21 protein-coding genes and 1 pseudogene are annotated in these 25,667 nt (G+C 69.9%); 9 read left to right on the forward strand and 13 right to left on the reverse strand.

Annotated features, from left to right (window positions below):
* Positions 1–383: 383 nt before the first annotated feature.
* The 4 genes and pseudogenes from ACPEEZ_RS08575 to ACPEEZ_RS08590 form a co-directional block, all read right to left on the reverse strand.
* Positions 384–2,057, reverse strand: a pseudogene (locus tag ACPEEZ_RS08575) (ComEC/Rec2 family competence protein); the annotation flags it as partial.
* Positions 2,058–2,191: 134 nt separating this feature from the next.
* Complete coding sequence (locus tag ACPEEZ_RS08580) at positions 2,192–2,881, reverse strand: helix-hairpin-helix domain-containing protein (protein WP_423917490.1); 690 nt, start codon at positions 2,879–2,881, stop codon at positions 2,192–2,194.
* Between the two features lie 123 nt (positions 2,882–3,004).
* Complete coding sequence (gene leuS, locus ACPEEZ_RS08585; RefSeq protein ID WP_423917493.1) at positions 3,005–5,620, reverse strand: leucine--tRNA ligase; 2,616 nt, start codon at positions 5,618–5,620, stop codon at positions 3,005–3,007.
* A gap of 98 nt (positions 5,621–5,718) precedes the next feature.
* Complete coding sequence (locus tag ACPEEZ_RS08590) at positions 5,719–7,137, reverse strand: anthranilate synthase component I family protein (protein ID WP_423917496.1); 1,419 nt, start codon at positions 7,135–7,137, stop codon at positions 5,719–5,721.
* A gap of 12 nt (positions 7,138–7,149) precedes the next feature.
* Between ACPEEZ_RS08590 and ACPEEZ_RS08595 the strand changes: the two genes are divergently transcribed.
* Positions 7,150–7,998: an aminotransferase class IV gene (locus ACPEEZ_RS08595; RefSeq protein ID WP_423917499.1), complete on the forward strand. Its 849-nt coding sequence runs from the start codon at positions 7,150–7,152 to the stop codon at positions 7,996–7,998.
* A gap of 45 nt (positions 7,999–8,043) precedes the next feature.
* On the opposite strand, the gene cydC is transcribed toward ACPEEZ_RS08595, so the two are convergent.
* From cydC to ACPEEZ_RS08615, 4 genes are read right to left on the reverse strand one after another with little or no spacing between them, the layout of a single operon-like run.
* On the reverse strand, positions 8,044–9,798 hold the full coding sequence (gene cydC, locus ACPEEZ_RS08600) for a thiol reductant ABC exporter subunit CydC (RefSeq protein WP_423917501.1): 1,755 nt from the start codon (positions 9,796–9,798) through the stop codon (positions 8,044–8,046).
* Complete coding sequence (gene cydD / locus ACPEEZ_RS08605; protein WP_423917504.1) at positions 9,795–11,465, reverse strand: thiol reductant ABC exporter subunit CydD; 1,671 nt, start codon at positions 11,463–11,465, stop codon at positions 9,795–9,797. The genes cydC and cydD overlap by 4 nt, the downstream gene beginning before the upstream one ends.
* Positions 11,466–11,487: 22 nt before the next feature.
* On the reverse strand, positions 11,488–12,489 hold the full coding sequence (cydB, locus tag ACPEEZ_RS08610; protein ID WP_423917506.1) for a cytochrome d ubiquinol oxidase subunit II: 1,002 nt from the start codon (positions 12,487–12,489) through the stop codon (positions 11,488–11,490).
* Between the two features lies 1 nt (position 12,490).
* Positions 12,491–13,903, reverse strand: a complete 1,413-nt coding sequence (locus tag ACPEEZ_RS08615) for a cytochrome ubiquinol oxidase subunit I (protein ID WP_423917509.1) — start codon at positions 13,901–13,903, stop codon at positions 12,491–12,493.
* Positions 13,904–14,082: 179 nt separating this feature from the next.
* Between ACPEEZ_RS08615 and ACPEEZ_RS08620 the strand changes: the two genes are divergently transcribed.
* Entirely contained in the window at positions 14,083–14,754 is a 672-nt protein-coding gene (locus tag ACPEEZ_RS08620; RefSeq protein WP_423917512.1) for a DedA family protein, read from the forward strand.
* 37 nt (positions 14,755–14,791) lie between these two features.
* Here the strand turns inward: ACPEEZ_RS08620 and ACPEEZ_RS08625 are convergent, their stop codons facing one another.
* From ACPEEZ_RS08625 to ACPEEZ_RS08645, 5 genes are all read right to left on the reverse strand, one after another.
* On the reverse strand, positions 14,792–15,718 hold the full coding sequence (locus ACPEEZ_RS08625) for a glycine betaine ABC transporter substrate-binding protein (RefSeq protein WP_423917515.1): 927 nt from the start codon (positions 15,716–15,718) through the stop codon (positions 14,792–14,794).
* Entirely contained in the window at positions 15,715–16,455 is a 741-nt protein-coding gene (locus ACPEEZ_RS08630) for an ABC transporter permease (RefSeq protein WP_423917518.1), read from the reverse strand. The genes ACPEEZ_RS08625 and ACPEEZ_RS08630 overlap by 4 nt, the downstream gene beginning before the upstream one ends.
* Positions 16,452–17,135 (reverse strand): ABC transporter permease, encoded by a 684-nt coding sequence (locus tag ACPEEZ_RS08635; RefSeq protein ID WP_423917520.1) that lies wholly within the window; start codon positions 17,133–17,135, stop codon positions 16,452–16,454. The genes ACPEEZ_RS08630 and ACPEEZ_RS08635 overlap by 4 nt, the downstream gene beginning before the upstream one ends.
* On the reverse strand, positions 17,132–18,022 hold the full coding sequence (locus ACPEEZ_RS08640) for an ABC transporter ATP-binding protein (RefSeq protein ID WP_423917523.1): 891 nt from the start codon (positions 18,020–18,022) through the stop codon (positions 17,132–17,134). Before ACPEEZ_RS08640 ends, ACPEEZ_RS08635 begins: the two co-directional genes overlap by 4 nt.
* 117 nt (positions 18,023–18,139) lie before the next feature.
* Complete coding sequence (locus ACPEEZ_RS08645; protein WP_423917525.1) at positions 18,140–18,790, reverse strand: TetR/AcrR family transcriptional regulator; 651 nt, start codon at positions 18,788–18,790, stop codon at positions 18,140–18,142.
* Between the two features lie 205 nt (positions 18,791–18,995).
* Between ACPEEZ_RS08645 and ACPEEZ_RS08650 the strand changes: the two genes are divergently transcribed.
* The 7 genes from ACPEEZ_RS08650 (at position 18,996) to ACPEEZ_RS08680 (ending at position 25,598) form a co-directional block, all read left to right on the forward strand.
* Positions 18,996–19,742 carry an SOS response-associated peptidase gene (locus ACPEEZ_RS08650; RefSeq protein WP_423917528.1) on the forward strand — a complete coding sequence of 249 codons (747 nt, stop codon included), beginning with the start codon at positions 18,996–18,998 and terminating at the stop codon, positions 19,740–19,742.
* A 12-nt stretch (positions 19,743–19,754) separates the two neighbouring features.
* On the forward strand, positions 19,755–20,798 hold the full coding sequence (locus ACPEEZ_RS08655) for an App1 family protein (RefSeq protein WP_423917530.1): 1,044 nt from the start codon (positions 19,755–19,757) through the stop codon (positions 20,796–20,798).
* 107 nt (positions 20,799–20,905) lie between these two features.
* A complete protein-coding gene (locus tag ACPEEZ_RS08660) occupies positions 20,906–21,280 on the forward strand; it encodes a helix-turn-helix domain-containing protein (protein WP_423917533.1) in 375 nt (124 codons plus the stop codon).
* Positions 21,277–22,560 carry a type II toxin-antitoxin system HipA family toxin gene (locus tag ACPEEZ_RS08665; RefSeq protein ID WP_423917536.1) on the forward strand — a complete coding sequence of 428 codons (1,284 nt, stop codon included), beginning with the start codon at positions 21,277–21,279 and terminating at the stop codon, positions 22,558–22,560. The genes ACPEEZ_RS08660 and ACPEEZ_RS08665 overlap by 4 nt, the downstream gene beginning before the upstream one ends.
* A 62-nt stretch (positions 22,561–22,622) precedes the next feature.
* Positions 22,623–22,952, forward strand: a complete 330-nt coding sequence (locus ACPEEZ_RS08670) for a DUF6504 family protein (RefSeq protein ID WP_423917539.1) — start codon at positions 22,623–22,625, stop codon at positions 22,950–22,952.
* Between the two features lie 124 nt (positions 22,953–23,076).
* Entirely contained in the window at positions 23,077–23,742 is a 666-nt protein-coding gene (gene pnuC / locus ACPEEZ_RS08675; protein ID WP_423917542.1) for a nicotinamide riboside transporter PnuC, read from the forward strand.
* A complete protein-coding gene (locus ACPEEZ_RS08680) occupies positions 23,739–25,598 on the forward strand; it encodes a glycoside hydrolase family 15 protein (RefSeq protein WP_423924220.1) in 1,860 nt (619 codons plus the stop codon). Before pnuC ends, ACPEEZ_RS08680 begins: the two co-directional genes overlap by 4 nt.
* Positions 25,599–25,667 lie beyond the last annotated feature (69 nt).

Here is a 25,667-nt window from a genome sequence, read left to right on the forward strand (position 1 = left end):
AGAACCACGGCGGGACGCAAGGCGGCATAGAAAGCGTCGTCCTGATCGGCCGAGCCATGATGCGACATCTTCACGACGTCGACCGGCCCGAGACCCGAGACTCCCCCGCCGCCCTCGAGCGACCGGGCGAGTCGCCGCTGCGCCGCCGCACCGAGATCGCCGAGGTCGACGATGCGGAGGCACACCTCGCAGTCGGAGCCTCCGAAGACCACGACCACGCTGGCGTCGTTGCCGGGGTCGCCCCGTCCTCCCGGCCAGACCACCCGCCAGGGCAGTCGTCCGAGGACGCCGCCGACACCCGGCGCCGCCGACACGATGGAGGCTCCCCCGGCGGTCAGCCTCGTCACGACGTCGTCGTCGGCCGCCCGGCCCGGGGGCCCGACCACGGCGGTGCCCACCAGGCCCACCACGACGTCGACGGCACCGACGTGATCGATGTCGAAGTGGGTGAGCACGAGCAGGTCGACCCGGTCGACACCGAAGTCGTCCAGGCAGCGCCGCAGAGCCCGTTCGTCGTCCCCGACGTCGAGCAGGGCGACACGCCCCGTGTCTCGTACGAGGACCGCGTCACCCTGACCGACGTCGCACTGGGCGACGATCCAGTCGTCGGGGCGCGAGGCCTCCCGGCCGAGTCGGGCGCCGACGCCCGCGGCCGCCGCCGCGACCCCCACGGCCACCAGCAGCGCGAGAGCAGCCCGCCGCGGTCGCGACCGGGCAGCGGCGAGCACGGCGACGGCGAGGATGACCGCCGGGATGGACCAGGCGACGACGCCGACTCCCCCTTCGAGCCAGTCGAGCCGTCCGCCAGGCCAGCCGCCGACCGCCCGGCTCACCGCGGCCACCCACGCCGACGGCCCCCATGCCACGGCCGCGACGAGCCCGGCCGCAGTCGGTGCCCACGGCGCCAGCACGCAGACGACGAGTCCCAACACCGTGGCGACGGGCGCTGCCGGCCCGGCCAGCACGTTGGCGACCACCCCGTAGACGGGCACGCTCGGCTCCAGCACCAGGAGGACCGGCTGACACGAGAGCTGTGCCGCCACCGGGACGGCCAGGAGGAGTGCGATCGGCTCCGGCAGGACGATGCCGAGCAGGCGCGCGAGCGGGGCCGACAACACGATGAGACCGGCCGTCGCGAGGACCGAGAGCGCGAAGGCGAAGTCTCGAGCGAGCCACGGGTCGACCAGGAGCACACCGAGCACCGCGACCGAGAGCAGCGGGAGACCGGACGCGGGCCTCCCCGCTGCGGTCTGTGTCAGCAGGACGAGCGCCATCACCGCGGCTCGCACCACGCTCGGCTCGGGCGTGACGAGGACCACGAACGCGACGAGCACGACGACGGCCACGGCGATGCGCATCAGCCGAGGCAGCCGGCACAGCCCCCCGCCGAGCATCACGATCGCGACGAGCACGGCGCAGTTCGAGCCCGAGACAGCGGTCAGATGGCTGAGCCCGGTCCCCTTCATCGACGTGTCGAGGTCGTCGGGCACAGCGGAGGTGTCGCCGATCGTCAGACCGGGCAGCAGCGCACCGCCGTCACCGGGCAGACCCGAGGTGACGAATCGGAACGCCGCTCGGACCTCCCCCGCCCAGGCGGTCGGCCCCGTCGCACCGGCCCGGATTGTCAGATCGCCCCGGGAACGAGCCATCAGCGCGACGGACCCACCCGGCTCCCCGGGCAAGAGCGTCACGCGTGTCGAGACGATGTCTCCGATCTCGACCTCGGACGCCGCCCTCGGCGAGAAGACCAGCATCGACGTCGATCCGCTCCAGACGACGCGCCCGCCCGAGGAGGCGCGGGTCACCTCGATCGTCACCGCGCGACTGCCCGGCACGACGCGATCGAGGCTGCGCCCCTCGACCACGAGGGTGCGACCCACCCGGTCGGTGAGCTCGTCCGGCACCCTGCCGGGAAGCTGGATGGCCGCGGCACCGAGGACGGCCGCCCCGCACGACGCCGACAGGGCTGCCACCGCGAGGACCGACACGAGGAGGCGCGGCTCCCGGATCTCGCCGAGTCCACCGCGACGGCCCCGTCGCCGCCCCGTGAGCGCCATCGCGATCAACAGCACGGCTGCGGCGCCCGCCGCGACGGAGAGCCCACCGAGGAGGCGCGGATTCGGCACCGAGACGACCAGCGTCACCCAGGCTGCTGCGGCCGGCACCGCCAGCCGGACGTCGATCCGGGGCGTCACACGGTCACCAGGGCGCGCAAACGCTCGACCGTCTTCTCGCCGATACCGGTCACGCCGAGCAGATCGTCGACGGAGGCGAACCGACCGTTCTGCTGCCGCCAACCGAGGATGGCCGCCGATGTCGCCGGCCCGACCCCCGGGAGCGTCTGGAGCGCCGTGGCATCCGCGGTGTTCAGATTCACGCGACCCGAGGGAGCCCCGGCCGCGCCAACGCCCAACCCACCGGCCGCACGGTCGCCCGGCACCGATTCGGGGACCGCCTCCCCCACGGCCGGAACGATGATCTGCTCGGCGTCGACGAGCGGCCGGGCGAGGTTGACGGCGCCCTGATCGGCCTCGGCGGTGAATCCGCCCGCGGCCGAGACGACGTCGACGACCCGCGACCCGCTCGAGAGCTCGTAGAGCCCGGGAGCGACGACCTGCCCGAGCACATGGACGAACACCGCGCCGGACGCCCCGTTCGCGGCGACCGGGTCGCCCGCCCCGCTCGACCCGCCGGACGGGAACGCCGTCACGAGAGCCCCGACCTCGTCCGTCGACGAACCACCGCCGGCCGCGAAGGACGAGACCGCGATACCGACGCCGAGCACGACGATGGTGAGGACGACGACGGCCCCGATGCCCACGCGCCATCGCGGGCCGCGGGGCTGCCCGGGGTCGGGCGCGGAGCTGAACGAGACGGTCACGCGGCGACCCTACGAACCCGGCCCACGACGACGAGAGACCGCCGTCCCGATCTGAGGAATCAGGCGGGACGGCGGTCTCTGTGGAGGACCGATGGCCGCGATGCGCGGCGGCGGTGGGCCTCGTTACTTCACGGCGATGTTCACCAGGCGCGGGGCACGAACGATCACGTTCACGATCTCCTTGTCGCCGATCGCCCGCTGGACGGCCGCCGACTCCCGAGCCAGCGCCTCCAGGTCTTCGCTCGCGATCTTCGGCGAGACCTCGAGGCGGTCGCGGACCTTGCCGTTGACCTGGACCACGGCGGTGACGCTGGTCTCGACGAGCAGCGTCGGGTCGGCCTTGCGCCAGCCGTAGGTCGCGACGCCGAGTCCGTCGTAGCCGAGCTTCTCCCACATCTCGGAGGCGGTGTACGGAGCGAAGAGAGACAGGCCGAGTGCGACCGTCTCGGTCGCCTCGCGGACCGCCGGGTCGGAAGCGCCGGGCCCGGCGTCGATCGCCTTGCGGATGGCGTTGGTCAGCTCCATCAGGCGGGCCACCACGACGTTGTACTTGAACGCCTCGCTCAGCCCCGGCGCCTCGGCCAGGAAGCGATGCGTCACGCGGCGGAGCGCCTGGTCGCCGTCGGCCCAGACGACGTCGGGCGAGCTGTCGACATCGGTCGCGAGCCGGAACGCGCGCGCCAGGAACTTCGCCGACCCGGCCGGTGAGACGTCGGCCCAGTCGATGTCGTCCTCCGGCGGACCGGCGAACGCCATCGTGAGGCGGATCGCGTCGACACCGTGACGGTCGACCTCCTCGGAGAGGCTGACGACGTTGCCCTTGCTCTTGCTCATCTTGGCGCCGTCGAGCACGACCATGCCCTGGTTCAGCAGGGCGCTGAACGGCTCGGTGAAGTCGACGTGCCCGAGATCGAACAGCACCTTGGTGATGAAGCGGGCATAGAGCAGGTGCAGGATCGCGTGCTCCACGCCGCCGACGTACTGGTCGACGGGCGCCCACTTGCTGGCCTGGGCCGGGTCGAAGGCGCGCTCGTCGTCGTTCGGGTCGAGGAACCTGAGGAAGTACCAGGAGCTGTCGACGAACGTGTCCATCGTGTCGGCGTCCCGTCGCGCCGGAGAACCGTCACGGGGGTCGGGCACGTTGACCCAGTCGACCGCGGCACCGAGCGGCGAGCTGCCCTTGGGCTTGAGGTCGAGCCCTTCGGTCGACGGCAGCAGCACGGGCAGCTGATCGAACGGCACCGGCACCTCGACGCCGTCGGCGCCGTGCACGATCGGGATCGGCGTGCCCCAGAAGCGCTGGCGGCTGATCAGCCAGTCGCGCAGACGGTAGGTCTTCGCGGCCTTGCCGTCGCCCGACGCCTCGAGCAGCTCGATGACGCGCTTGATCGCGTTCGACTTGCTGAGACCCGTGAGCGCACCCGAGTTCATCAGGCGGCCGTCTCCCGTCAGGGCGACGCCGGTCTCACGCGGATTGAGCTCGGGCAGGTCGTCGGGCAGGATGGCCTGCCCGTTCTCGTCGAGCTCGAGCTTGGGGATGACACCGGTGACGGGGGCGTTCGTGTCGACGACCACGCGGACGGGCAGGTCGTACTTCCGAGCGAAGTCGAGGTCGCGCTGGTCGTGCGCCGGCACGGCCATGACCGCACCGTGCCCGTAGTCGGCCAGCACGTAGTCGGCCGCCCACACGGGCATCGGGTCGCCCGTGAGCGGGTTGACCGCGACCCGGCCGAGCGGCACACCCGTCTTGGGACGGTCGCTCGACTGGCGCTCGATCTCGCTGGCCTTCTGCACCTCGACGAGGTAGTCGTCGAAGACCGCCTTGACGTCGTCCGTCGCCTCGGCCACCAGCTCGGCGGCGAGGTCGGAGTCGGGCGCGACGACCATGAACGTCGCCCCGTACAGCGTGTCGGGTCGGGTCGTGAAGACGGTGACCTTCTCGTCACGCCCCTCGATCGTGAAGTGCACATCGGCACCGACCGACCGGCCGATCCAGTTGCGCTGCATGTTCAGGACCTTGGTCGGCCAGCGGCCCTCGAGCTGGTTGAGGTCGTCGAGCAGACGGTCCGCGTAGTCGGTGATCTTGAAGTACCACTGCGTCAGCTTCTTCTTGACGACGACGGCGCCGGATCGGTCGCTCGTGCCGTCGGCCAGCACCTGCTCGTTCGCGAGCACCGTCTGGTCGACCGGGTCCCAGTTGACCCAGCTGTCCTTCCGGTACGCGAGACCCTTCTTGTACATCTCCAGGAACAGCCACTGGTTCCATTTGTAGTACTCGGGGTCGCTCGTGTGCAGCTCACGCGTCCAGTCGAAGGACGGCGCGTAGAGCTTCATGCTCGCCTTCTGCTGCGCGATGTTGGCGTACGTCCATTCTCGGGGGTCGACGCCGCGCTTGATCGCCGCGTTCTCCGCCGGCAGGCCGAAGCTGTCCCAGCCGATCGGGTGCAGCACGTTGAAGCCCTGTTGGCGCCAATAGCGCGTGACCATGTCACCCAGCGCGTACTGCTCGGCGTGGCCCATGTGGAGGTCACCGGACGGGTACGGGAACATGTCCAGGATGTACTTGCGCGGGCGCGTGTCGTCCGGGTCGGTCGTGAAGGGCTGCTTCTCGTCCCAGATCTGCTGCCACTTCTGCTGCAGACGGGAGAAGTCGTATTCGCGCTCGGCATCGACGACCGTGTCGGGTCGGCGGTCGGACGACGGCTCGGCCGTCTGGGTCAGGTCTGGCTCGTGTGCCACGGGACTCTCAATCACTCCGGGAAAAAGGCCTCTCGCGGACACGTCGACGTGCGGGCGCGCGGCGACCCAGCAACAAGGGTAGCCCAGTCGGCGGGAGGTCAGTCGGCACCCAGGACGGCCAGCAGCGAGGCCGCCTTCAGTCTCACCTCGGCCAGCTCGTCGTCGGGCCGTGACGAGGCCGTGATGCCGCCGCCGGTGCCGATCGACACCCCCTGCGGCGTCGCCACGATCGTGCGGATGACCATCGCCAGGGACGCCGACCCGTCGAACCCGATCCGCCCCACCGCACCGGCGTAGACACCACGCGGACGCCCCTCCCACGAGGCGAGCAGATCGACGGCCCGGCGCTTCGGCGCGCCCGTCATCGAGCCCGCCGGGAAACAGGCCTCGATGGCGTCGACGGCGCCACGACCGCGCGCGAGTCGCCCCCGGACCGTGCTGACGAGCTGATGGACATGGGCGAACGAATGCACGGCGAGCAGCTCGGTGACCTCGACGCTGCCCAGGCGGCAGACCCGACTCAGGTCGTTCCGCACGAGGTCGACGATCATCAGGTTCTCGGCGCGCTCCTTCTCGTCGCGACGCAGCTCGTCGACCAGACGGGCGTCGTCCTCGGCGTCGACGCCGCGCCTCCTCGTGCCCTTGATCGGAGACGAGGTCACGACCCCGTCGACGTCGACGGTGACGAAGGACTCGGGCGACGAGCCGAGCACGGAGGTCTCGTCGATGCGCACGAACGACGCGTGCGGTGCCGGCGACGCTCGGCGGAGTCGTCCGTACACCTCGAGGTCGTCGACCGGCCCGGGCACGGCGACGCTCGTCGTCAGGCACAGCTGATAGGCCTCCCCGTCGGCGATCGCGGCCTGGCACCGCCGGATCAGCTCGAGATACTGCGCCTCGGTGTGGGCCCAGTGCGCCACCCCCGGGCCCTGCCGTGGTGGCGCATCGGGGTCGGTCGTCTCGCCGATGCCGGCCCAGGCCCGCTCGACGCCCGCGGACCAGGCCGCCTGGCCGTCGTGCACCCGGGTCACGGTGCGAGTCGCGTGATCGAAGACGAGGGCACGGTCGACCCGGAGCAGGGCGAGATCAGGAGGCACGGTGCCGGTCACGCCGTCGGTGGCCGGATCGGCCCCACCGGCTCCCGGGTGCCGCCCGATCTCGCGGTCCAGCAGCCAGCGCCCGACGCCGTAGCCCAGCCAGCCGGCCCAGCCGAGCGGGTCGGTGTCGGTCGCGCTCCCGCCGGCCGCCTCGGCCGTCTCGACCGCCTCGACCGCCTCGACCGCCTCGACCGCCAGATCGTCGGCGAGCGTCTGCCATGCCGTGGCCAGGTCGAGCTCGTCCAGGAGGGGCGCGTCGCGCCGACCGAGCAGGCGACTCCCCCAGCCGACGATCGATCGACCGCTCGTCGCGTCGACACCGGCGTCGAACCAGATCAGGTCGCCCGTCGAAGCCAGGGACCGCACGACGGCCTCCGGGTCTCGCCACGGCAGCGGCTCCCGGGCCGCACGTGCACGCATACCCTTGATTCTATGGATCGCTCGAACACATTCCGCTGGCATCAAGGGCGCCTCCTCCCGGACGAACAGCGAGACGGCGACGACCAGCGGGACGGCGACGACCAGCGCGTGCTCGTCGCGGACTCGTGGCTCGTGGACGACGGCCGGGTGCGGGCCCTCGACGTCCATCGCACGCGGTTCCTCGACTCGGTCGATCGTGCCGTGCGCGACTCGCCTCGCGACCGTCTCGCGGCCGGTGCGAGCACCGCGGGAGCGGAGAGCTTCTGGGACGCGGCCGTCGCGGCGATCCCCCGGACGGGCGCGTCCTTCCCTCGCGTCGAGCTCGTGGGAGGCGCGGGCGGCGCGGGCGCGGACCTCGCGCTCCGTCTGCGCCTCCGACCCGCTCCCGAGCGTCGACGCGACGTCGTGCTCGCCACGGCCTCGCACGACCCCCGGACCCAGCCCCTGGTCAAGGGGCCCGATCTCTTGGCCCTCGAGGAGGTGAGGACCGAGGCGCGTGGTCGGGGCGCGTCGGAGGCCGTGCTGCTCTCGCCGGACGGACACATCGTCGAAGGGGCCTACAGCTCCCTCGTCTGGTGGCACGGCGACACCCTCTGCATCCCGTCCAGCGATCTCCCCCGTCTGCCCGGCGTCACGGTGCGCACGCTGCTGACACTGGCCGCCGTGCTCGGGGTCGACGTCGTGCACGACCTGACGACACCGGACGAGCTCGACGGTCACGAGGTGTGGGCGCTGAACGCACTGCACGGCATCCGGATCGCCACCGGTTGGGTCGACGGCCCGTCACTCGCCGAGGAGCCCGGGCGCCTCGCCGCCTGGCGGTCTCGACTCGATGCCCTGAGGCGCCCGCTCCCCCACTGATCGCGGCCTGCCGTGGGACCGGAGCGTTGCACACTCCGGGAGGTGCTAGGCGAGCGGCCGGGCCGCGCGGGGCAACTCGGTCACGACGCCGTCGTCCAGGCGCAGACGCCGCGTCACCAGGTCGTCCGCCACGGCGACGTGCGAGATCAAGACGAGCGTCGTGCCGTCGGCGGCCGCTGTCCGCAGGACGTCGTCGACCAGTGCGGTGGCCAATTCGGGGTCGAGCCCCGCAGCCGGTTCGTCGAGGACGAGCACCGGGAACCCCCGCAGCAGGGCGCGAGCGAACGAGATGCGCTGCGCCTGACCACCCGACACGAGGGCTCCGCGCTCCCCCAGCCGCGCCTCCAGACCACCGCGCTCACGCAGCCATTCGCCGAGACCCACGCGCTCCAGCACGGCCTCGAGCTCTTCGTCGCCGGCCGTGTCGCGTGCGAAGAGCAGGTTCTGCCGGACCGTGTCGTCGAAGAGGTACGGCAACTGCTCGATCAGCCCGACGGTCTGTCGGACCCACGGCCCCGTCGAGGCTCGGACGTCTGCGCCGCGCAGCCGATACGTGCCCTCGTAGTCGAGGAACCTGACCAACACGGCGGCGAGTGTGCTCTTGCCGGCACCGCTCGGGCCCTCGACCACGACGCGATCACCGTCCTCCAACCGGAGCGACACCCCTCGGAGAGCGGGCTCGTCGGCCCCCGGCCACGTGGCGACGAGGCGGCTCAGCTCGATCACCGGTGCGGCCTCGATCGGGGCATCGGCGACCGTCTCGGCCTGGGCCTCCTGGGGCCGACCCGGGCGTTCCGCCTGCTCGGCGCCGAGGTCGTCGTCGGCCTCGTCCACGACGACCCCGACGGGGACCTCGGCCGGGACCGCCGAGTCGACACGAGCACCGCTCGACCGCACACGGCGCCACGCGAGCACGGCGGTGGGAACGGCACCGACCACCTCGAAGACGGCGATCGGCACGAGGACGACCAGGGCCGCCTCGGGTCCGCTCAGCGTTCCGGCCGTGATCGCCGGCGCGACGAGCGGCAACGTGACGAGCACCGCCGCCCCCGACAGCAGCGACATGACCGCCGCGACGACGCCGGTCGTCCGAGCCCGACGCAGGGACGCGCGGCGCAGGTCGGCATCGGCTTGCGACACTCGCGCGAGCTGCCCGTCGAGCGCGTCGAAGGCGGTCAGCACGTCGAGGTTCTGCACCGTGTCGAGCACGAGGGCGGAGAGGTCGCCCCGCCGACTGGCCAATGTCTTCTCGTTGGTGGCGGCGAGGCGGTTCGCCAGCAGGGTCCCGACGACGAACGCGGCGATCAGGGCCAAGGCGAGCACGAGTGCCGCCGCGGGCGAGACGAAGGCGACACCGGTGACGGACAACACCGCGGCGAGCCCGGCGATCACGAGCGGCTGCACGACGCGGAGCGGGAGGTCTTGCAGCGTGTCGACGTCTCCGATGACCCGCGACAAGAGGTCACCGCGATTCGTCCGGCCGAGACCGGCGGGGGCGATCCGGACGAGACGCCGGTACAGCTCGGTGCGGACCACCGCGAGCTGTCGGAACGCGGCGTCGTGACTCGACAGCCGTTCGAGATAGCGGAAGAAGGCACGGGCCAGCGCGAAGGCCCGGACACCGACGACCGCGATCGACAAATAGAGGATCGGGGGCTGCTCCGCCGCCCGTGTGATGAGATACGACGACGCCGCGAGCAGCGCGATGGCCGACAGGGCGCTGAGTGTGCCGAACGCGATGCCGGGCCAGGCCCGCGACAGAGGCGGCTGTGCCGACTTCAGCAGGGAGTCCGTGGTCATGACACCACCGCCCTCTCGTCGATCGACGCCGCCGCCCGGGTCAGGTGCACGACGACGTCCGCGGCGGCGGCCACCGGCAGACGGTGGGTGACGACGATCACCACGGCGCCGTCGTCGGCCGCGCGGCGGAGCCCCTCCACGACTCGGGCCTCGGTCACCGAGTCGAGCGCGGACGAGGGCTCGTCGACCAGGAGGACGCGCGCCTGCCGCCGCTCGAGACGATAGAGCGCCCGGGCGAGCGCGACCCGCTGCGCCTGGCCACCGGACAGGCCCGTGCCGCCGGGCCCCAGCCGCATCGACGGATCGAGCGAACCGGCACCGGCGCGGTCGAGCGCTCCGGCCACGGCGTCGTCGTCGACGAGATCGCCGAGCGCGACGTTCTCGGCGACCGTGCCGCCCATCAGCCCTGCCTGCTGCCCCGACCAGGCGATGTCGTCGCGGCGCAACGTGTCTCCCGAGTCGTGCCAGGAGATCCGCCCCGTGTGCGGGACCGTGCCGAGCAGGGCGCCGACGAGCGACGACTTGCCCACACCGCTCGGCCCCGTGACGGCGGTGAGGGTGCCCCGTCGGGCCCTGAACGACGTGGCCGCGAGAGCCTGCACCGCACCGTACGTCACCGCGAGACCGTCGACGACGAGGTCGCCCGTGAAGTCAGGCCGGCCAGCTCGCGGTGCGGCGGCGAACGGGTCATCCTCTGCGCGAGAGCCGACCTCGGCCCCGGCCTCGAGGATCTCGAACACCTCGTCCGCCGCGGCGACCCCGTCGGCGGCCGCGTGGTAGTTCGCGCCGACGAGTCGGAGGGGCAGATAGGCCTCGGGGGTCAGCAGCAGCACGAACAACCCGACCGTGAGGCCGAGCGACCCGTCGACCAGCCGGATGCCGATCGACACGGCGACGAGCGCGACCGAGAGGCTGGCTGCCATCTCGAGGGCGAAACCGCTGAGGAACGACACGCGGAGCGTCTTCATCGTCTCGACGCGATAGCCATCGGTCAGACGACCGATCCGATCGATCTGACGTCGCTCGCGTCCGAAGACCTTGAGGGTCGACAGGCCGTTGACCGCGTCGAGGAACGAGCTCGCCAGCGACGCCAGCCTGTCCCACTGGCGTGCCTGTGCGGCCCGTGTGCTCCAGCCGATCAGCACCATGAAGAGCGGGATCAACGGGATCGTGATCAGGACGATGACCGCCGACAGCCAGTCGTTCAGGAGCATCACGACGATCAGGACGGGTGTCGCCAACGCCGTCAGGATGAGCTGCGGAAGATAGCGGGCGAAGTAGTCGTCGAGGGCGTCGAGCCCCGGCCCCACGAGGGTGGCGACACGCGCCGACGAACGACCGGCTAGCCAGGCGCGGCCGCGGGTGGTCACGGTCTCGAGCACCGCGGCCCGCAGCTGGCTCTTCGCTCGTACGGCCGCCCGGGCGGCGACCGCTTCGAGTGCCCACGTGACGACGGACCGCACGAGGATCGCGATCGACAGCCCGAGCAGCGCCGGAGCCAGGGCCCTCTCCGTCGTGCCGTCGACCACGGAGACGACGCCCTGGGTCACGAACCAGGCGACCGCGATGATGCTGGCGGTCTGGACGAGTCCGAGCACCGCGCCTCCCGCGAGCAGCGCCCGCACGGCGGTCGCGTATCGCAGGAGGCGCGGGTCGAGGGGTTTCATCGGGTAGCCGTCTCGCAGCCGGTCAGTGAGCGGCAGGGATGGCCGCACGCGTGATGCGCTTGCGGAACACCCAGTAGGTGAAGCCCTGATAGAGCAGGATCAACGGCACGAAGACGAGAGCCACCCAGGTCATGACCTGGAGCGTGTACGTCGAGCTCGAGGCGTTGGCGATCGTCAGGCTGTGCGCGGGGTCGTTGCTCGCCGGCATGACCGCCGGGAAGAGCGCGGCGAAGAGGCTCGCGACGGCGAGGCCGATGGTGACGGCCATGAATCCGAAGGCGACACCCTCGCGGCCCCGCAGGTTGGCCACGAACGACACGATCAGAGCCACGGCGGCCGCAGCCGAGAGCAGGCCCGAGGCGAGCGTCCCGTGCATGAGCGTCGTGATGGTGAGAAACCCCGCCGCCACGACGATCGTGACGATGCCGGATCGGACGGCGAGCCGTCTGGCGCGCTCGCGGATCTCGCCCTCCGTCTTGAGCGAGACGAACACGACGCCGTGGGTGAAGAACAGCAGCAGCGTGGTCACGCCGCCGAGGAGGGCGTAGGGGTTCAGGAGATCGAAGAACGTGCCGGTGTAGTTGAAGTTCGCGTCGAGCGGCACGCCGCGGACGACGTTGGCGAACGCGACACCCCAGAGCAGAGCCGGCACGGCCGAGCCGATCGTGATCATGAGGTCGAAGCGGCGCTTCCACCGCACCTCCGGACGCTGGTGCCGGTATTCGAACGAGACCCCCCGGGCGATCAGCGCGAGCAGGATGAGCAGCAGGGCGAGGTAGAAGCCGCTGAACATCGTCGCGTACCACTCGGGGAAGGCCGCGAAGAGCGCGGCACCCGCCACGATCACCCAGGTCTCGTTGAGATCCCAGACCGGGCCGATCGTGTTGATCAGCACGCGCCGATCGGTGTCGTCCTTGCCGAGGAAGGGCAAGGACATGCCGACGCCGAAGTCGAACCCGTCGAGGACGAAGTATCCGACGAAGAAGAACCCGATGATGAAGAACCAGAGGGTGGGCAGATCCATGTCAGTACACCGTCGCTTCGTGCTTGATCTCGCCGGTCTCGTGGTCGACCGCGGGCGCGTCGGCCGGCCCCTTCTGGGCCGCCTTCAGGATGAGTCGGAACTCGACGACCGCGAGTGTCCCGTAGATCGCGGTGAACGCGATCAGCGAGATGAGCACGTCGAGCCCGGTCACGTTCGGCGAGACACCGTCGGACGTCTTGAGCAGGCCGAATACGAGCCACGGTTGCCGCCCCATCTCGGTGAACACCCAGCCCACGATCATGGCCAGGAGAGGCAGCGGGTACGACCACACCGCGGCACGCCAGACCCACTTGTTCTGGGGCATGCGGCCCTTGCGGGTGAGCCACAGACCGACGAGCGACACGAGGATCGCGACCATGCCGAGGCCCATCATCCAGCGGAACGACCAGTAGGTGATCCAGATGATCGGCGAGTAGTCGCCCGGGCCGTAGAGCTGCGTGTACTGCTGCTGCAGATCGTTGATGCCCTCGACCGTGCCCGTGAACGTGTGCGTCGACAGGAAGCTCAGCAGATACGGCACGCGGATGCTGAACAGCTCGCTGACACCATCCGGGGTGCCCAGGGTGAAGATCGAGAAGGACGCGTCCGCGCCCGTCGAGGTCTTGTAGAGCGCTTCGGCCGCCGCCATCTTCATCGGCTGCGTCTCGACCATCGCGAGACCCAGCTGGTCGCCCGTGATCACCGTCAAGGCGCCCGCCGCGACCATCGTCCACAGGCCGAAGCGCAGGGCGGGGCGCATGGTCTCGAGGTGGCTGTTGCGGGACAGGTGCCATGCGGCGACGGCGACGATGACGGCTGCCGACACCATGAAGCAGGCGAAGATGGTGTGCGGGAACGCGGCGAGGGCGACCTTGTTGGTGAGGACGGCCCAGATGTCGGTGAGCTCGGCGCGCCCCTTCTCGTCGTTGATCGTGAAGCCGACCGGGTTCTGCATGAACGCGTTCGCCGCGATGATGAAGTACGCGGACAGGATCGTGCCGATCGACGTGCCCCAGATGCTGACGAGATGCAGCTTCTTCGGCAGCTTGTCCCAGCCGAAGATCCAGACGCCGATGAACGTGGCCTCGAGGAAGAACGCGAGCAGCCCCTCGAGGGCCAGCGGGGCGCCGAACACGTCGCCGACGAACCGGGAGTAGTCGGACCAGTTCATACCGAACTGGAACTCCTGCACGATTCCCGTGACGACACCCATGGCGAAGTTGATCAAGAAGATCTTGCCGAAGAACTGCGTCAGCTGGAGGTAGTGCAGACGCCCGGTGCGGACCCACGCCGTCTGGAAGACGGCGACGGTGAACGCCATGCCGATCGTGAGAGGCACGAACAGGAAGTGATAGATGGTCGTGAGACCGAATTGCCAGCGCGACAGCAGCAGCGGGTCGAGTAGCTCGTTCATGCGACGGCGCTCACGCTGCGTCGACGAGGGTGTGGGGCACGATGCGCCTTCCTCGAAGGTGAATGGATCTGGAAGTCGTCGCGTCGTCGAGACCCTTCGAGTGTAGATCCGGCGTTACGCAACACCTGTTGCTTTAGGGACTCGGCTGCTGTCGAAGCGCTGTGAATAGGGTGGAGCGCGTGAATGACGTCTTGGGTGGCCTGCTCGACTTCGTGCAGTCCATCGACCCGCTCCTCCGGACCCTGCTCGCCGGGGTCGCCATGATGTTCGAGACCTCGGTCCTGCTGGGCCTCGTCGTCCCGGGCGACACCGTCGCCATCGTGGCCGCGACGGCCGTCGCGACGCCCGTCGAGTTCGTCGGGCTCGTCATCGCACTCGTCGTCGGCGCGCTCACGGGCGAGAGCGTCGGCTTCGCGCTCGGCCGCTGGTTCGGGCCGCGTATCCGGTCGAGTGCCCTCGGTCGGCGGATCGGCGTCCACAACTGGGATCGCGCCGAACGCTACCTGGCCCGCCGCGGCGGCGTGGCCGTCTTCGTGTCGAGATTCCTGCCCGTGCTGCACTCCCTGATCCCCCTGACCGTCGGGACCAGTCCCATGCGCTACCGCACGTTCCTGGCGTGGACGACGCCGGCGTGCATCCTCTGGGCCCTCGCCTACGTCTCGGTGGGGGCAGCCGCAGCCGGCAGCTATCGTGAGCTGGCCGATCGGCTGCACTACGCCGGTTATGTCTTCGTGGCCATCATCGTCATCTTCGCCGCGGCCGTCTTCGCGGTCAAGAAGGTGCTGCAGAAGCGCGAGGAGCGGCACATGCGCGCCACCCTCGACGGAGACGGCGAAGGGCCGGACGCCTGAGGCGTCCGGCCCTTCGGTCGGTGGAGGTCGAACCCCGTCAGAGCAGCTTCTTGCTCGTCAGGTAGTCCTTCGCGATGGTCGCGGACGACTCCTTGTCGGTCTGGCTCTTGGCGTTCAGTTTCTGCAGGTCCTTCGCGCTCAAGACGGCGTCGACGGAGTCGATGGCGTCCTGGGCCTTCTTGTCGACCTTCGAGGACACGATCGGCACGACGTTCTGCGGCAGGATCAGGTTCTCGGGGTCGGACAGCGTGACGAAGTCGTTCTCTGCGATCAGCGGGCTGGCCGAGTAGAGGTCCGCCAGCTGGACGCTGCCGTCACTGAGGGCCTTGGCCGTGAGCGGCCCGCCACCGTCGTCGATCGGGGTCGAGTTGACCTCGACGCCGTAGACGCTCTTCAGACCGGGAGGGCCATAGGGACGGTCGACGTTCTCGGGCGGGGCTCCGAGCGTGAGCGTGCCGGAGTAGTTCTTCAGATCGGACAGGCTCGTGATCGAGTTGTCCTCTGAGAACTTCTTGGTCACGTTGTAGCTGTCCTGGTCGGACGCCGCAGCCGGGGTGAGGGCGGTGAGGCCCTTCGGCAGGGCCTCCTTGAGAGCTGCCTCGACCTCGTCGGGCGACTTGGCCGTCGTGGTCTTGTCGTAGTTCTGCAGCAGATTGCCGGTGTACTCGGGGAAGACGTCGATCTTGCCGGCCTCGAGCTCGGGGAGGTAGACCTCACGCTGACCGATCTGGTACTGGCGGTCGACGGTGAAGCCCTTCGACTCGAGCACCTGGGCGTACAGCTCGGCGATGATCTCGTTCGAGTAGTACGCCTGCGAGCCGACGACGAGGGTGTCCGAGTCGGCCGTCGAGCCCCCGCCGGAGCTCAGCGGGTCGCTCGACGCGCACCCTGCCAGAGCCACCATGGCTCCGATCGCGACTGCACCGAGAACGGTGAGCCGGCCTTTCTTCGCTGTGTTGATCACTGTGTTCCTTCCTGGAGGGGTGTTGCTGTGACCGGGCGCGAACGGATCGACCGCTCCCGGGTGTCTGGTGGCCGTTGCGCCCGGACGCCCGCGGGGACGACGACGCGCTGGAGGAGGGAGAAGACGATCTCGAGCACGATGGCGATGATGACGACGAGCAACGAGCCCGCCAGCATCAGCGCGTAGTTGTTCGAGCGGAGACCTCGGAAGATGTACGTGCCGAGGCCGCCGGCGCCGACGACCGAGGCGAGCGTGGCGGTCGCGACGACCTGCAGGGACGCGGCGCGGATACCGCCGATCAGCAACGGCAAGCCGAGGGGCAGCTCGACCTTGGTGACGATCTGCCACTCGCTCATGCCGACGGCGCGGGCCGAGTCGATGGTCGCCCGGTCGACGGCCTCGAAGCCCGAGTAGGCGCCCGCCAGGATGGACGGGATCGCGAGAATGACGAACGAGATCATCGGCGCCGTGATGCCGATACCGACACCGAGGCCGATCAGCAGCAGGATTCCGAGCGTCGGCAGGGCCCGGGCCGCGCCGGCCGCACCGACGGCCAGGGCGCGCCCCCGGCCGATGTGCCCGATCGCGAACCCGATCGGGACGGCGATCGCCGAGGCGATCAGGACGGCGACGAGGGTGTACAGCAGGTGTTCGCCCACGCGCGCGGGGATGCCGTCCTCCCCCGACCACGAGGAGGCGGTGGTCAAGAACTCGAGGGCACCGGAGAAGAGATTCATGGGGTGACCGTCACCGCCTTTCGGGCCTGGCGTCTGCGGGGACGGCGGGTCGCACGAGACCACGGCATCAACACGAGGCCGAGGAGCTGGAGCAGCCCGTCGAGCACGAGCGCCATCACGATGGTGATGACGATGCCGGCGACGATCTCGGCGAGGATGTCGCGCTGGAACCCGTCGTTGAAGAGGAGCCCGAGGCCGTTGATGCCGAGGATGCCGCCGACGGTCGCGAGGCTTACCGTACTCACGGTGACGACCCGCAGCCCGGCGAGCATCACAGGGCCCGCCAACGGGAACTCGACCCGCCAGAAGCGCTGCCACCCGGAGTAGCCGATGGCGGTGGCCGACTGACGGATGTCGGGCTCGACGGACTCCAGGGCGTCGGCAACGGACCGGATCATGAGCGCCATGCCGTACAGGGTGAGCGCCACGATGATGTTCGTGGAGCTGCGGATACTCACTCCCAAGAAGAGAGGAAGCACGACGAGCAGGGCGAACGACGGGATGGCGTAGAAGAGCCCGGTCGCCGTGACGACCACGCCGCGAAGACGACGATGGCGGTTCGCCAGCCAACCGATCGGCACGGACAGCACGAAGCTCAGGAGGATCGGAGGGACACTCAGCCCGAGATGGATGAGCGTCTTGTCCCAGATGAGGTCCGCATTCGACCAGATCCAGTTCACGACGCGTGCTCACCCTGCGCCGGAGCACCCGATGCCCTGACGGCATCGGCCTCGCCGTGACCGGCCACCTGGATGGGGCCTGTCAGCACGCCCGTTGCACGACCGTCGATGTCGACGACGATCTGCCCCGTGGAGGTGTTCTCGATGTGCAGGGCCCGCTTGCCACGGTTCGCCCCGATGAAGTCGGCGACGAATTCGCTGGCCGGGTTCGACAGGATCTCGGCGGGCGTGCCCTTCTGGGCGATGTGCCCGCCCTTCTCGAGGATGACGACCTGGTCGCCCAGGAAGAAGGCCTCGTCGATGTCGTGCGTCACGAAGACGACGGTCTTGTCGAGCTCTTGCTGCAGCCGGACGAGCTCGCGCTGCAGATCGGCCCGGACGAGGGGGTCGACGGCTCCGAACGGTTCGTCCATCAGCAGGATGTTGGGGTCGACGGCCAGCCCCCGCGCGACGCCGACGCGCTGCTGCTGGCCACCCGAGAGTTGCGAGGGATAGCGGTCGGCGAGCGAGCGGTCGAGCCCGACGGTGTCCATCAGCTCGAGAGCCCGCTCGCGGGCCTCGCGCTTCGAGACGCCCTTCAACACGGGCACCGTCGCGATGTTGTCGACGACCCGACGGTGCGGGAGGAGGCCGGAATTCTGCATGATGTAGCCGATTCCGCGGCGCAGGCCGACGGGCTCGAGGTCGCCGATGGACTCACCGTCGATCTCGATCGTGCCGGACGTCGGATCGACCATACGGTTGATCATGCGCAGGATGGTCGTCTTGCCGCAACCGCTCGAACCGACGAAGACGGTGATCTTGCGGGAGGGGATGACGAGGCTGAAGTCTTCGACGGCACGGGTGCCGTCGGGATACTGCTTGGTCACCGAGTCGAACTCGATCATGGGTGGCTCATTCCTCGTGGGCAGCACGAATCGACACTTGCCAGGGCGTCAAACCAATCACAGATCGAGACGGGATGCCCAAGTCGGTCATCCGACGACGCGGAGTGACCGCCGGGGTCAGCCGACCGTGACGCGGGAGTCGAGTGTGAGGGTCACGACTCGACGGCATTCGTCGATGAAGCGCTGGTCGCCGTCGCCACCGGTGACGAACGCGCGGGCCAGGAGCGCGTTGCCGATCTCCACCACCGTCTCGAGCGCCAGCTCGGTCTCGGCCGTGCGCACGACGGCGAAGCGGTCGACGAGCAGGCCCAGGACATGCTCGGTGAGGGGGCTGCGGACGGCCGAGGCGGCGTCGACCTCGTCACGGTCGGGGCTGTCGCCGAACCGGATCGCCCGGAAGCCGGGCTCGCTGCGGTACATCTCGACCGTGGAGTCGACGACGACGGCGACGGCCTGCTGCCAGGTGGTGACGGTGTCGTCCGACACGGAGTCAGTGACGCGCTGGGACAGGCGCTGGAGCGAACGCAGCGCGAGGGCGTCGACCACCGCGATGCGGTCGGGGAAGTACCGATAGACCGTGCCGATGGAGGCACCGGCGCGCTCGGCGACCATCGCGGTCGTCAGCCTCTCGTAGCCGATCTCGTCGATGATGGCGGCCGCGGCGTCGAGGAGTCCGGTGAGTCGCGCCGAGCTCCTCGCCTGGACCGGCTCGTTTCGGAGCAGTGACGAGCCCCCGGGCAGTGGTTCGGTGACGTCGGTGGCGAGCAACGTTTCTCCTTCAAGCAGTGCCGCGATCTCATCGGGCATGGTGCGGGCCCCCGGACGGTATCCGACCGCGGGCCTTGGGTGTCGTGACGGCGGGGCCGGCGACGGGGCCGCGTCGAGGCGGACCGACTCGACGCCGTGCACACGCACGCCGTGACTGGCCGCCGATGAGCCGGTCGTTGTCGGACGTTACCGAGAGAATGGCCGCATGTGCGGACGATTCGTGATGGCACGCGCCTCGAGCGACCTGGTGGCCCTTTTCGACGTGGATGTAACAGGAGACACTCTTCCAGATCCTTCCTGGAATATCGCTCCGACCCGGTCGGTGAGTCTCGTGGTCGACGCGGCACCCCGAGGGGACGATGCCGGCGGACCACCCGTGCGACGCCTCGCCGCGGCCCGATGGGGTCTCGTGCCGTCCTGGGCGGACGACCCGTCGGTCGGTGCCACTGCCTTCAACGCCCGGTCCGAGAGCGCCTCCGAGAAGCCGATGTTCCGCGATGCGGTCGTCAGCAGGCGGGCCCTCGTCCCCGCCACCGGCTATTACGAGTGGGTCACGTCGCCCGAGGGCCGACGGCACCCCGTCCTGATCCGCCTTCCCGACGACGAGGTCATGCTGTTCGCGGCCCTGTACGAGTGGTGGCGGAACCCCGCCGTCGCACCGGGCGACCCCGCTCGGTGGCTGCTGTCGACGACCGTGTTGACCCGTGCCTCCTCGGGTCCGCTCGCGGACGTCCACGACCGCATGCCGGTCTTCGTGGGAGCCGACGTCATGGACGAGTGGCTCGACCCCGAGACCGAGGGCGACGACGACCTCGTTCAGGGGGTCGCGGGCGAGGCGGAGGACATCGCCGCCCGCATGCTGCACCACGAGGTGTCGGGCGACGTCGGCTCGGTGGCGAACGACCGCCCCGATCTCGTCTCGCCTCTTTCGGTGGCGACACCGGCACCATGACAGGATGGGAAGATGCCCGACACCCGTAAGGTCGCCGCGGCCAGCGTCGAGCCCATCCTCCACCGGGCTGCCCGAGTCGAGGACGCCGTCCACCGCGTCCGCGAGAGGCGCGCCCGAAAGCGCGGGCTGCTGCCCACCATCGTGCCGTACACCGGGTACGGCGGCCCCGGCTGGGTGCGCGTGCTCTCGCGCGTGCTCCTCACCCGGACCGGCGCACTCGAGGGCACCGACAGCTCGAACGTCCGCGGCTGGCGGAGCTTCACCAGCGTCCCGGTCGAGAAGGCCGCCGTCTCCGTCGAGCTCGGCGGTGTCGTGCACCGTGTCCGCGCCGATCGGGGCGGTGTCCTCGACGTCCGCATCGAAGCCGACCTCACGCCGGGGTGGCACCTCGCCACGTTGACGACGGAGGGGTCGCGCCCCGTCGAGGCACCGTTCTTCGTCATCGACCCCGACGCCCGTTTCGGCATCGTGTCCGACATCGACGACACGGTGATGGTCACATCGCTCCCCCGCCCGCTGTTGGCCGCCTGGAACACCTTCGTGCTGAACGAGCACGCGCGGCGCCCCGTGCCCGGCATGGCGGTGCTCTACGAGCGCCTGAACGCGTCGAACCCCGGGTGCCCCGTGGTCTACCTGTCCACGGGTGCGTGGAACGTCGCGCCGACGCTGTCGCGCTTCCTGTCCCGCAACCTCTACCCCGCGGGCCCCCTCCTCCTCACCGATTGGGGGCCGACGCACGATCGCTGGTTCCGCAGCGGGCGCCTCCACAAGCAGCAGTCGCTGGAGCGCCTCGCCGAGGAGTTCCCCCGCCTCAAGTGGCTGCTCGTCGGGGACGACGGCCAGCACGACGAAGAGCTGTACGGCTCGTTCCTGGCCGAGCACCCCGAGAACGTGGCGGCCGTCGCCATCCGTCAGTTGTCGCCCAGCGAGGCGGTCCTGGCCGGTGGCCGCTCGCGCGCCGACCACGCCAGCGACGACGCGATCCCGTGGGTGGCCGCCCCCGACGGAGCCGGCCTCTGGGACCAGCTGCAGGCGCGTCAGCGACACCGTCACTGACGCCAATCGGGCCGTGCGAAGCGGCTTTCATCGTGCAATAACGGTTTTTCCCTTTTTTAGAGGGATTTATTACCGCAATAGTGGGATAATCCGTTTTAGGAGGCCTCATGATCGAGCGCACGAACGAACGAAACACGGACGAGCGAAGCACGGACGAGTGGGAGGCGCGGGTCGGCGAACAGGTCCGCTCGCTCCGCGTGGACGCGGGCCTCGATCAGACCTCGCTCGCCTCACTCGCCGACCTCTCCGTGAGCACCGTACAGAGCCTCGAGAACGGCCGGGGCAGCACGCTGCGCACCCTGGTCCGCGTCCTCCGGGCCCTCGGCGCGGAGCGGGCCCTGGCGACGATCGCCCCGACCAGCACGGTCAGCCCCCTCGACGTCCTGCGCACGGCCAGCACCGAACCGCGACGACGCGTCTTCCGGACGCGATCGAATCGCGCCCTCGACGACGGCGGCGACGCCGACGGCGGCGACTCGTGAGCTACACCCCGGTCCAGGCCGTCGAGGTGACCGCCTGGGGGCACCGTGTCGGCGCGGTCGCCGCCGATCCGCAGGTGGGCGCCTACGTCTTCGAGTACTACCCCGACTGGGTCGCCCGCGGCATCGAGCTCGCCCCGCTCACCATGCCCATCCGCACGAGACGGCACGTCTTCCCGCAGCTGCCCGAATCGACCTTCCACCGCCTCCCGGCCCTTCTCGCCGACTCGATGCCCGACGACTTCGGCAACGCGCTGATCGACGCCTGGCTGGCCCGCCAAGGCATCAGACGGGGCGACGTCACCCCGCTCGACCGCCTCGCGTACATGGCGAACAGGGCGATGGGTGCGTTGGAGTTCAGGCCCTCCCGAGGCCCGAGGCACCGCACGGCGAGCGCCGTCGAACTCAGCACCCTGGTCGAGGGGGCGCGGAGCCTGATCGACGCCCAGTTCGCCGACGACCGGGAGACGGAGGCGGCGATCCAGTCGTTGATCCAGGTCGGCACGTCCGCGGGCGGTGCGCGCGCCAAGGCGGTGATCGCGTGGAACAGGGCGACCGGTGAGATCCGATCGGGCCAGCTGCCGGCGGCCGAGGGGTTCGAGTACTGGCTCATCAAGCTGGACGGCCTCGGCGCGGACAGCGAGCTGGGGTCGGGCAGCCGGTACGGCCGTGTCGAGTTCGCCTACTCGCGGATGGCGCAGGCGGCCGGCATCGACATGACGGAGTGCCGCCTGTTGGAAGAGAACGGCCGGGCGCATTTCATGACCCGCCGGTTCGACCGCCTCGGCGATGGCAAGTCGCACATCATGACCCTGTGCGGGATGGCGCATCTCGACTTCCGGCAGCGCCAGACGCACGACTACGGCCAGTACTTCGGCGTGATCGCCGATCTCGGCCTGGGCGACTCCGCGCGCACCGAGGCGTTCCGGCGCATGGTGTTCAACGTGCTGGCCGCCAACAACGACGACCACACCAAGAACTTCTCGTTCTCGTTGGCCTCGGCGGATGCGCGATGGGGGTTGACCCCGGCGTACGACATCACCTTCGCCTACAACCCGGGCGGGCAGTGGACGTACCAGCACCTGATGGGCGTCGACGGCCGATTCCGGGACATCGGACTGGAGGACGTGATGGGGCTGGCCGATCGGCACCTCGTCCCGGACGCCTCGGCCGTCGTGGCGCAGGTCCGTGACGCGGTGGCCCGGTGGCCGGAGTTCGCCGACGAGGCGGCCCTGCCTCGCGACACCGTGACGGAGATCGGCGACGCCCTGCCGCAGTGGTGATTGTCGGTGGCGCTTCGTACACTCGCACTCGAACATACTTTCGAACGAGAGGCGGGGCGGTCATGAAGATCGACGAGGTGGTGCCGGTCGAGACGACCGACGAGGGGTCGCCCATGCGGTTCGTCTGGCGCGGTGTCGTCTACGGCGTGGTGAGCTCTCCCGAGCGATGGGTCACCCGGCACGATTGGTGGCGCTCGGCGGCGAGGGCCCCACGGGGTGGCACCGGGGCGGGGCTGGTCGAGATGCCCGTCTGGCGGGTCGACGCCCTGCCGCTGACCGACGGCGCCCACCGGGTCGACGGCACGTTCGACCTGGCCTACGACGGCGTCGGTGGTTCGTGGCTGCTCCTCGGCGTGTTCGACGATCAGATCGAACAGCAGCTGTTCGCGTGAGCCGGGAGCGACTCGAGCCCCTGCCAGGTCGTGCCAGGCTTGTCCCGCCCACGGGAATCATCCTCCCGCCTCGACGGTTGCGTCTGCGGCTCACGACATCGACCCTCAGCACGAAAGGCGGAGCATGGACCTCGTCCGCTGGCTGTTCGACGCGCAGCTCCATATCGGCAGCCAGACGATCCTCTGGCGCGAGGTCGTCGGCAACGTCTTCGGGCTGCTCAGCGCCCTCGGCGGGATGCGCCGCAAGGTCTGGGCGTGGCCCATCGGCATCATCGGCAACGCGCTGCTGTTCACCGTCTTCCTCGGGGCGGTCTTCCACACGCCGAACCCGGTCAACCTCCTCGGCCAGGCCGCTCGTCAGCTGATGTTCATCGTCGTCTCGGTGTACGGCTGGGTGCAGTGGCGACGAAGCCGCGACGGACTCGGCGCAGCCGTCGAACCCCGCTGGGCCGGCTGGAAGGCCCGGGTGTTCATCGTCCTGGCCCTCGTCGGCGGAACAGCCCTGCTCACTCCCCTGTTCACCGCCCTCGGCTCGTACCAACCCGTCTGGGCCGACGCCTGGATCTTCACCGGCTCCCTGCTCGCCACCTACGGCATGGCGAAGGGCTGGGTCGAGTTCTGGCTCATCTGGGTGGCCGTCGACCTGGTCGGCACTCCCCTGCTGTTCAGTGCCGGCTACTACGCCTCGGGCCTGATGTACATCTTCTACGGCGCGTTCACCCTCACCGGGTTCTTCGTCTGGGCACGCACCCGCCGCCGGCTCCCCCACGAAACCCCCGCGCCCGCCTGAGAACACCGAGCGGGCGATGGTTTGATGACCTCATGCCCCTGGCGATCGAAGACTACGCACTCATCGGAGACCTGCACACCGGAGCCCTCGTGGGCCGGGACGGCAGCATCGACTGGCTCTGCCTCCCCCGCTTCGACTCCCCGTCGATGTTCGCCGCCCTCCTCGGCGATCCCGACAACGGGCGCTGGCTCGTCGCCCCGGTCGACGGGTCGGCCACGTCGACCCGTCGGTACGTCGACGACACGTTCGTGCTGACCACCCGCTGGCAGACCGAGGGCGGCGTCGTCGAGGTGACCGATCTGATGCCGCTCGGCGGCCGCCGCGCCGACATCGTCCGACGCGTCCGAGGTGTCTCGGGCACGGTCACGATGCGCGAGGACCTCCGCATCCGCTTCGGCTACTCCACGGCGGTGCCGTGGGTCCGGCAGGTGCACGAGAAGGCGGACACCGCCCTCGTGGCCGTCGCAGGCCCCGACGCGATCATCGTCCGCGGCCCCCACCTCGACCCCGCCGACCACACGCACACCGCGGAGTTCGACATCGCCGAGGGCGACCAGATCGATCTGACGCTCACCTGGTTCCGCTCGCACAACGAGCCACCGAAGCCCCTCGACGTCGACCACTGCCTCGCGCACACGATCGAGTGGTGGCAGAACTGGGCCAGTCGCTGCGAGGCGCCCGGCGCCTACACCGACGAGGTCAGACGCTCGCTGCTGATCTTGCGTGCCCTGACCAACGAGGACACCGGCGGGATCGTGGCCGCCGCCACGACGAGCCTGCCCGAGCAGTTCGGCGGGGAGCGCAACTGGGACTACCGCTACGTCTGGCTGCGCGACGCGTCGATGACCCTCCAGGCCCTCATCCTGCACGGCTTCACCGAGGAGGCGTCCGACTGGCGGCGCTGGCTGTTGCGCGCGATCGCCGGCGACCCCGCCGACGTCCAGATCATGTACGGCCTCGCGGGCGAACGGCACCTGCACGAGAGCCAGATCAAGCAGTTGGCCGGTTACCAGGGCGCCTCGCCGGTCAGGATCGGCAACGCCGCCTACACGCAGTACCAGGGTGACATCTTCGGCGAGGTCATGATCGCCCTGCACGAGGCACGGGAGCTCGGCGTGAAGGAGAGCGAGTACTCCTGGCCGCTGCAGCGGGCCCTCATGCAGTACGTCGAGGACAACTGGTCGCGACCCGACAACGGCATCTGGGAGATCCGCGGCCCGGCCCAGCACTTCACGCACTCCCGGGTGATGATCTGGGCCGCGCTCGACCGAGCCGTCAAGGGGGTCGAGAAGCACGGCCTCACGGGCCCCGTCGACCGCTGGCGCCGACTGCGTCAGGACGTGCGCGACGAGATCCTCGCCCAGGGCTGGAACGCCGACCGCAACACCTTCACGCAGACGTACGGGTCGTCCGAGGTGGACGCGTCCCTGCTACAGCTGTCGCAGGTGGGCTTCGTCGACGCCGACGACCCGAAGATGCTCGGTACGGTCGCGGCGATCGAACACGACCTGCTCGTCGACGGACTGCTGCACCGGTACCGGACAGAGAGCGGCGTCGACGGCCTCAGCGGAACCGAGAACCCGTTCCTGACCTGCTCGTTCTGGCTCGCCGAGCAGTACGCGTCCTCCGGCCGGGTCGACGACGCCGTGAGCCTGATGGATCGCCTCGTCGGGTTCTCGAACGACGTCGGCATGCTGTCGGAGGAGATCGAGTCGTCGACCGGGCGCCACGTCGGCAACACGCCGCAGGCTCTGTCGCACCTCGCCCTCGTCCGGGCCGCCGACGCGATCACCACCGCGCTCGAGGCCCAGGGACGCTCCCTCGACGACGTGCGCCGCGCCTCCGCGCGATCCTGACACCGCGCCTCCCCGTTCTCGACGGCCGACCGGCCCCGACACGGACGACGAAGGCCGCCTCGCGAGTCG

The sequence above is a fragment of the Frigoribacterium sp. 2-23 genome, from assembly GCF_049601585.1.
GTDB lineage: Bacteria > Actinomycetota > Actinomycetes > Actinomycetales > Microbacteriaceae > Frigoribacterium.

Coding starts and splice junctions, on each gene's coding strand:
- ACPEEZ_RS08650 (WP_423917528.1), top strand. CDS start 18,996: ATGTGCGGACGATTCGTGATGGCACGCGCCTCGAGCGACCTGGTGGCC.
- cydB (WP_423917506.1), bottom strand. CDS start 12,489: ATGGATCTGCCCACCCTCTGGTTCTTCATCATCGGGTTCTTCTTCGTC.
- pnuC (WP_423917542.1), top strand. CDS start 23,077: ATGGACCTCGTCCGCTGGCTGTTCGACGCGCAGCTCCATATCGGCAGC.
- cydD (WP_423917504.1), bottom strand. CDS start 11,465: ATGAAACCCCTCGACCCGCGCCTCCTGCGATACGCGACCGCCGTGCGG.
- cydC (WP_423917501.1), bottom strand. CDS start 9,798: ATGACCACGGACTCCCTGCTGAAGTCGGCACAGCCGCCTCTGTCGCGG.
- ACPEEZ_RS08670 (WP_423917539.1), top strand. CDS start 22,623: ATGAAGATCGACGAGGTGGTGCCGGTCGAGACGACCGACGAGGGGTCG.
- ACPEEZ_RS08660 (WP_423917533.1), top strand. CDS start 20,906: ATGATCGAGCGCACGAACGAACGAAACACGGACGAGCGAAGCACGGAC.
- ACPEEZ_RS08640 (WP_423917523.1), bottom strand. CDS start 18,022: ATGATCGAGTTCGACTCGGTGACCAAGCAGTATCCCGACGGCACCCGT.
- ACPEEZ_RS08630 (WP_423917518.1), bottom strand. CDS start 16,455: ATGAATCTCTTCTCCGGTGCCCTCGAGTTCTTGACCACCGCCTCCTCG.
- ACPEEZ_RS08590 (WP_423917496.1), bottom strand. CDS start 7,137: ATGCGTGCACGTGCGGCCCGGGAGCCGCTGCCGTGGCGAGACCCGGAG.
- ACPEEZ_RS08655 (WP_423917530.1), top strand. CDS start 19,755: ATGCCCGACACCCGTAAGGTCGCCGCGGCCAGCGTCGAGCCCATCCTC.
- ACPEEZ_RS08595 (WP_423917499.1), top strand. CDS start 7,150: ATGGATCGCTCGAACACATTCCGCTGGCATCAAGGGCGCCTCCTCCCG.
- ACPEEZ_RS08615 (WP_423917509.1), bottom strand. CDS start 13,903: ATGAACGAGCTACTCGACCCGCTGCTGCTGTCGCGCTGGCAATTCGGT.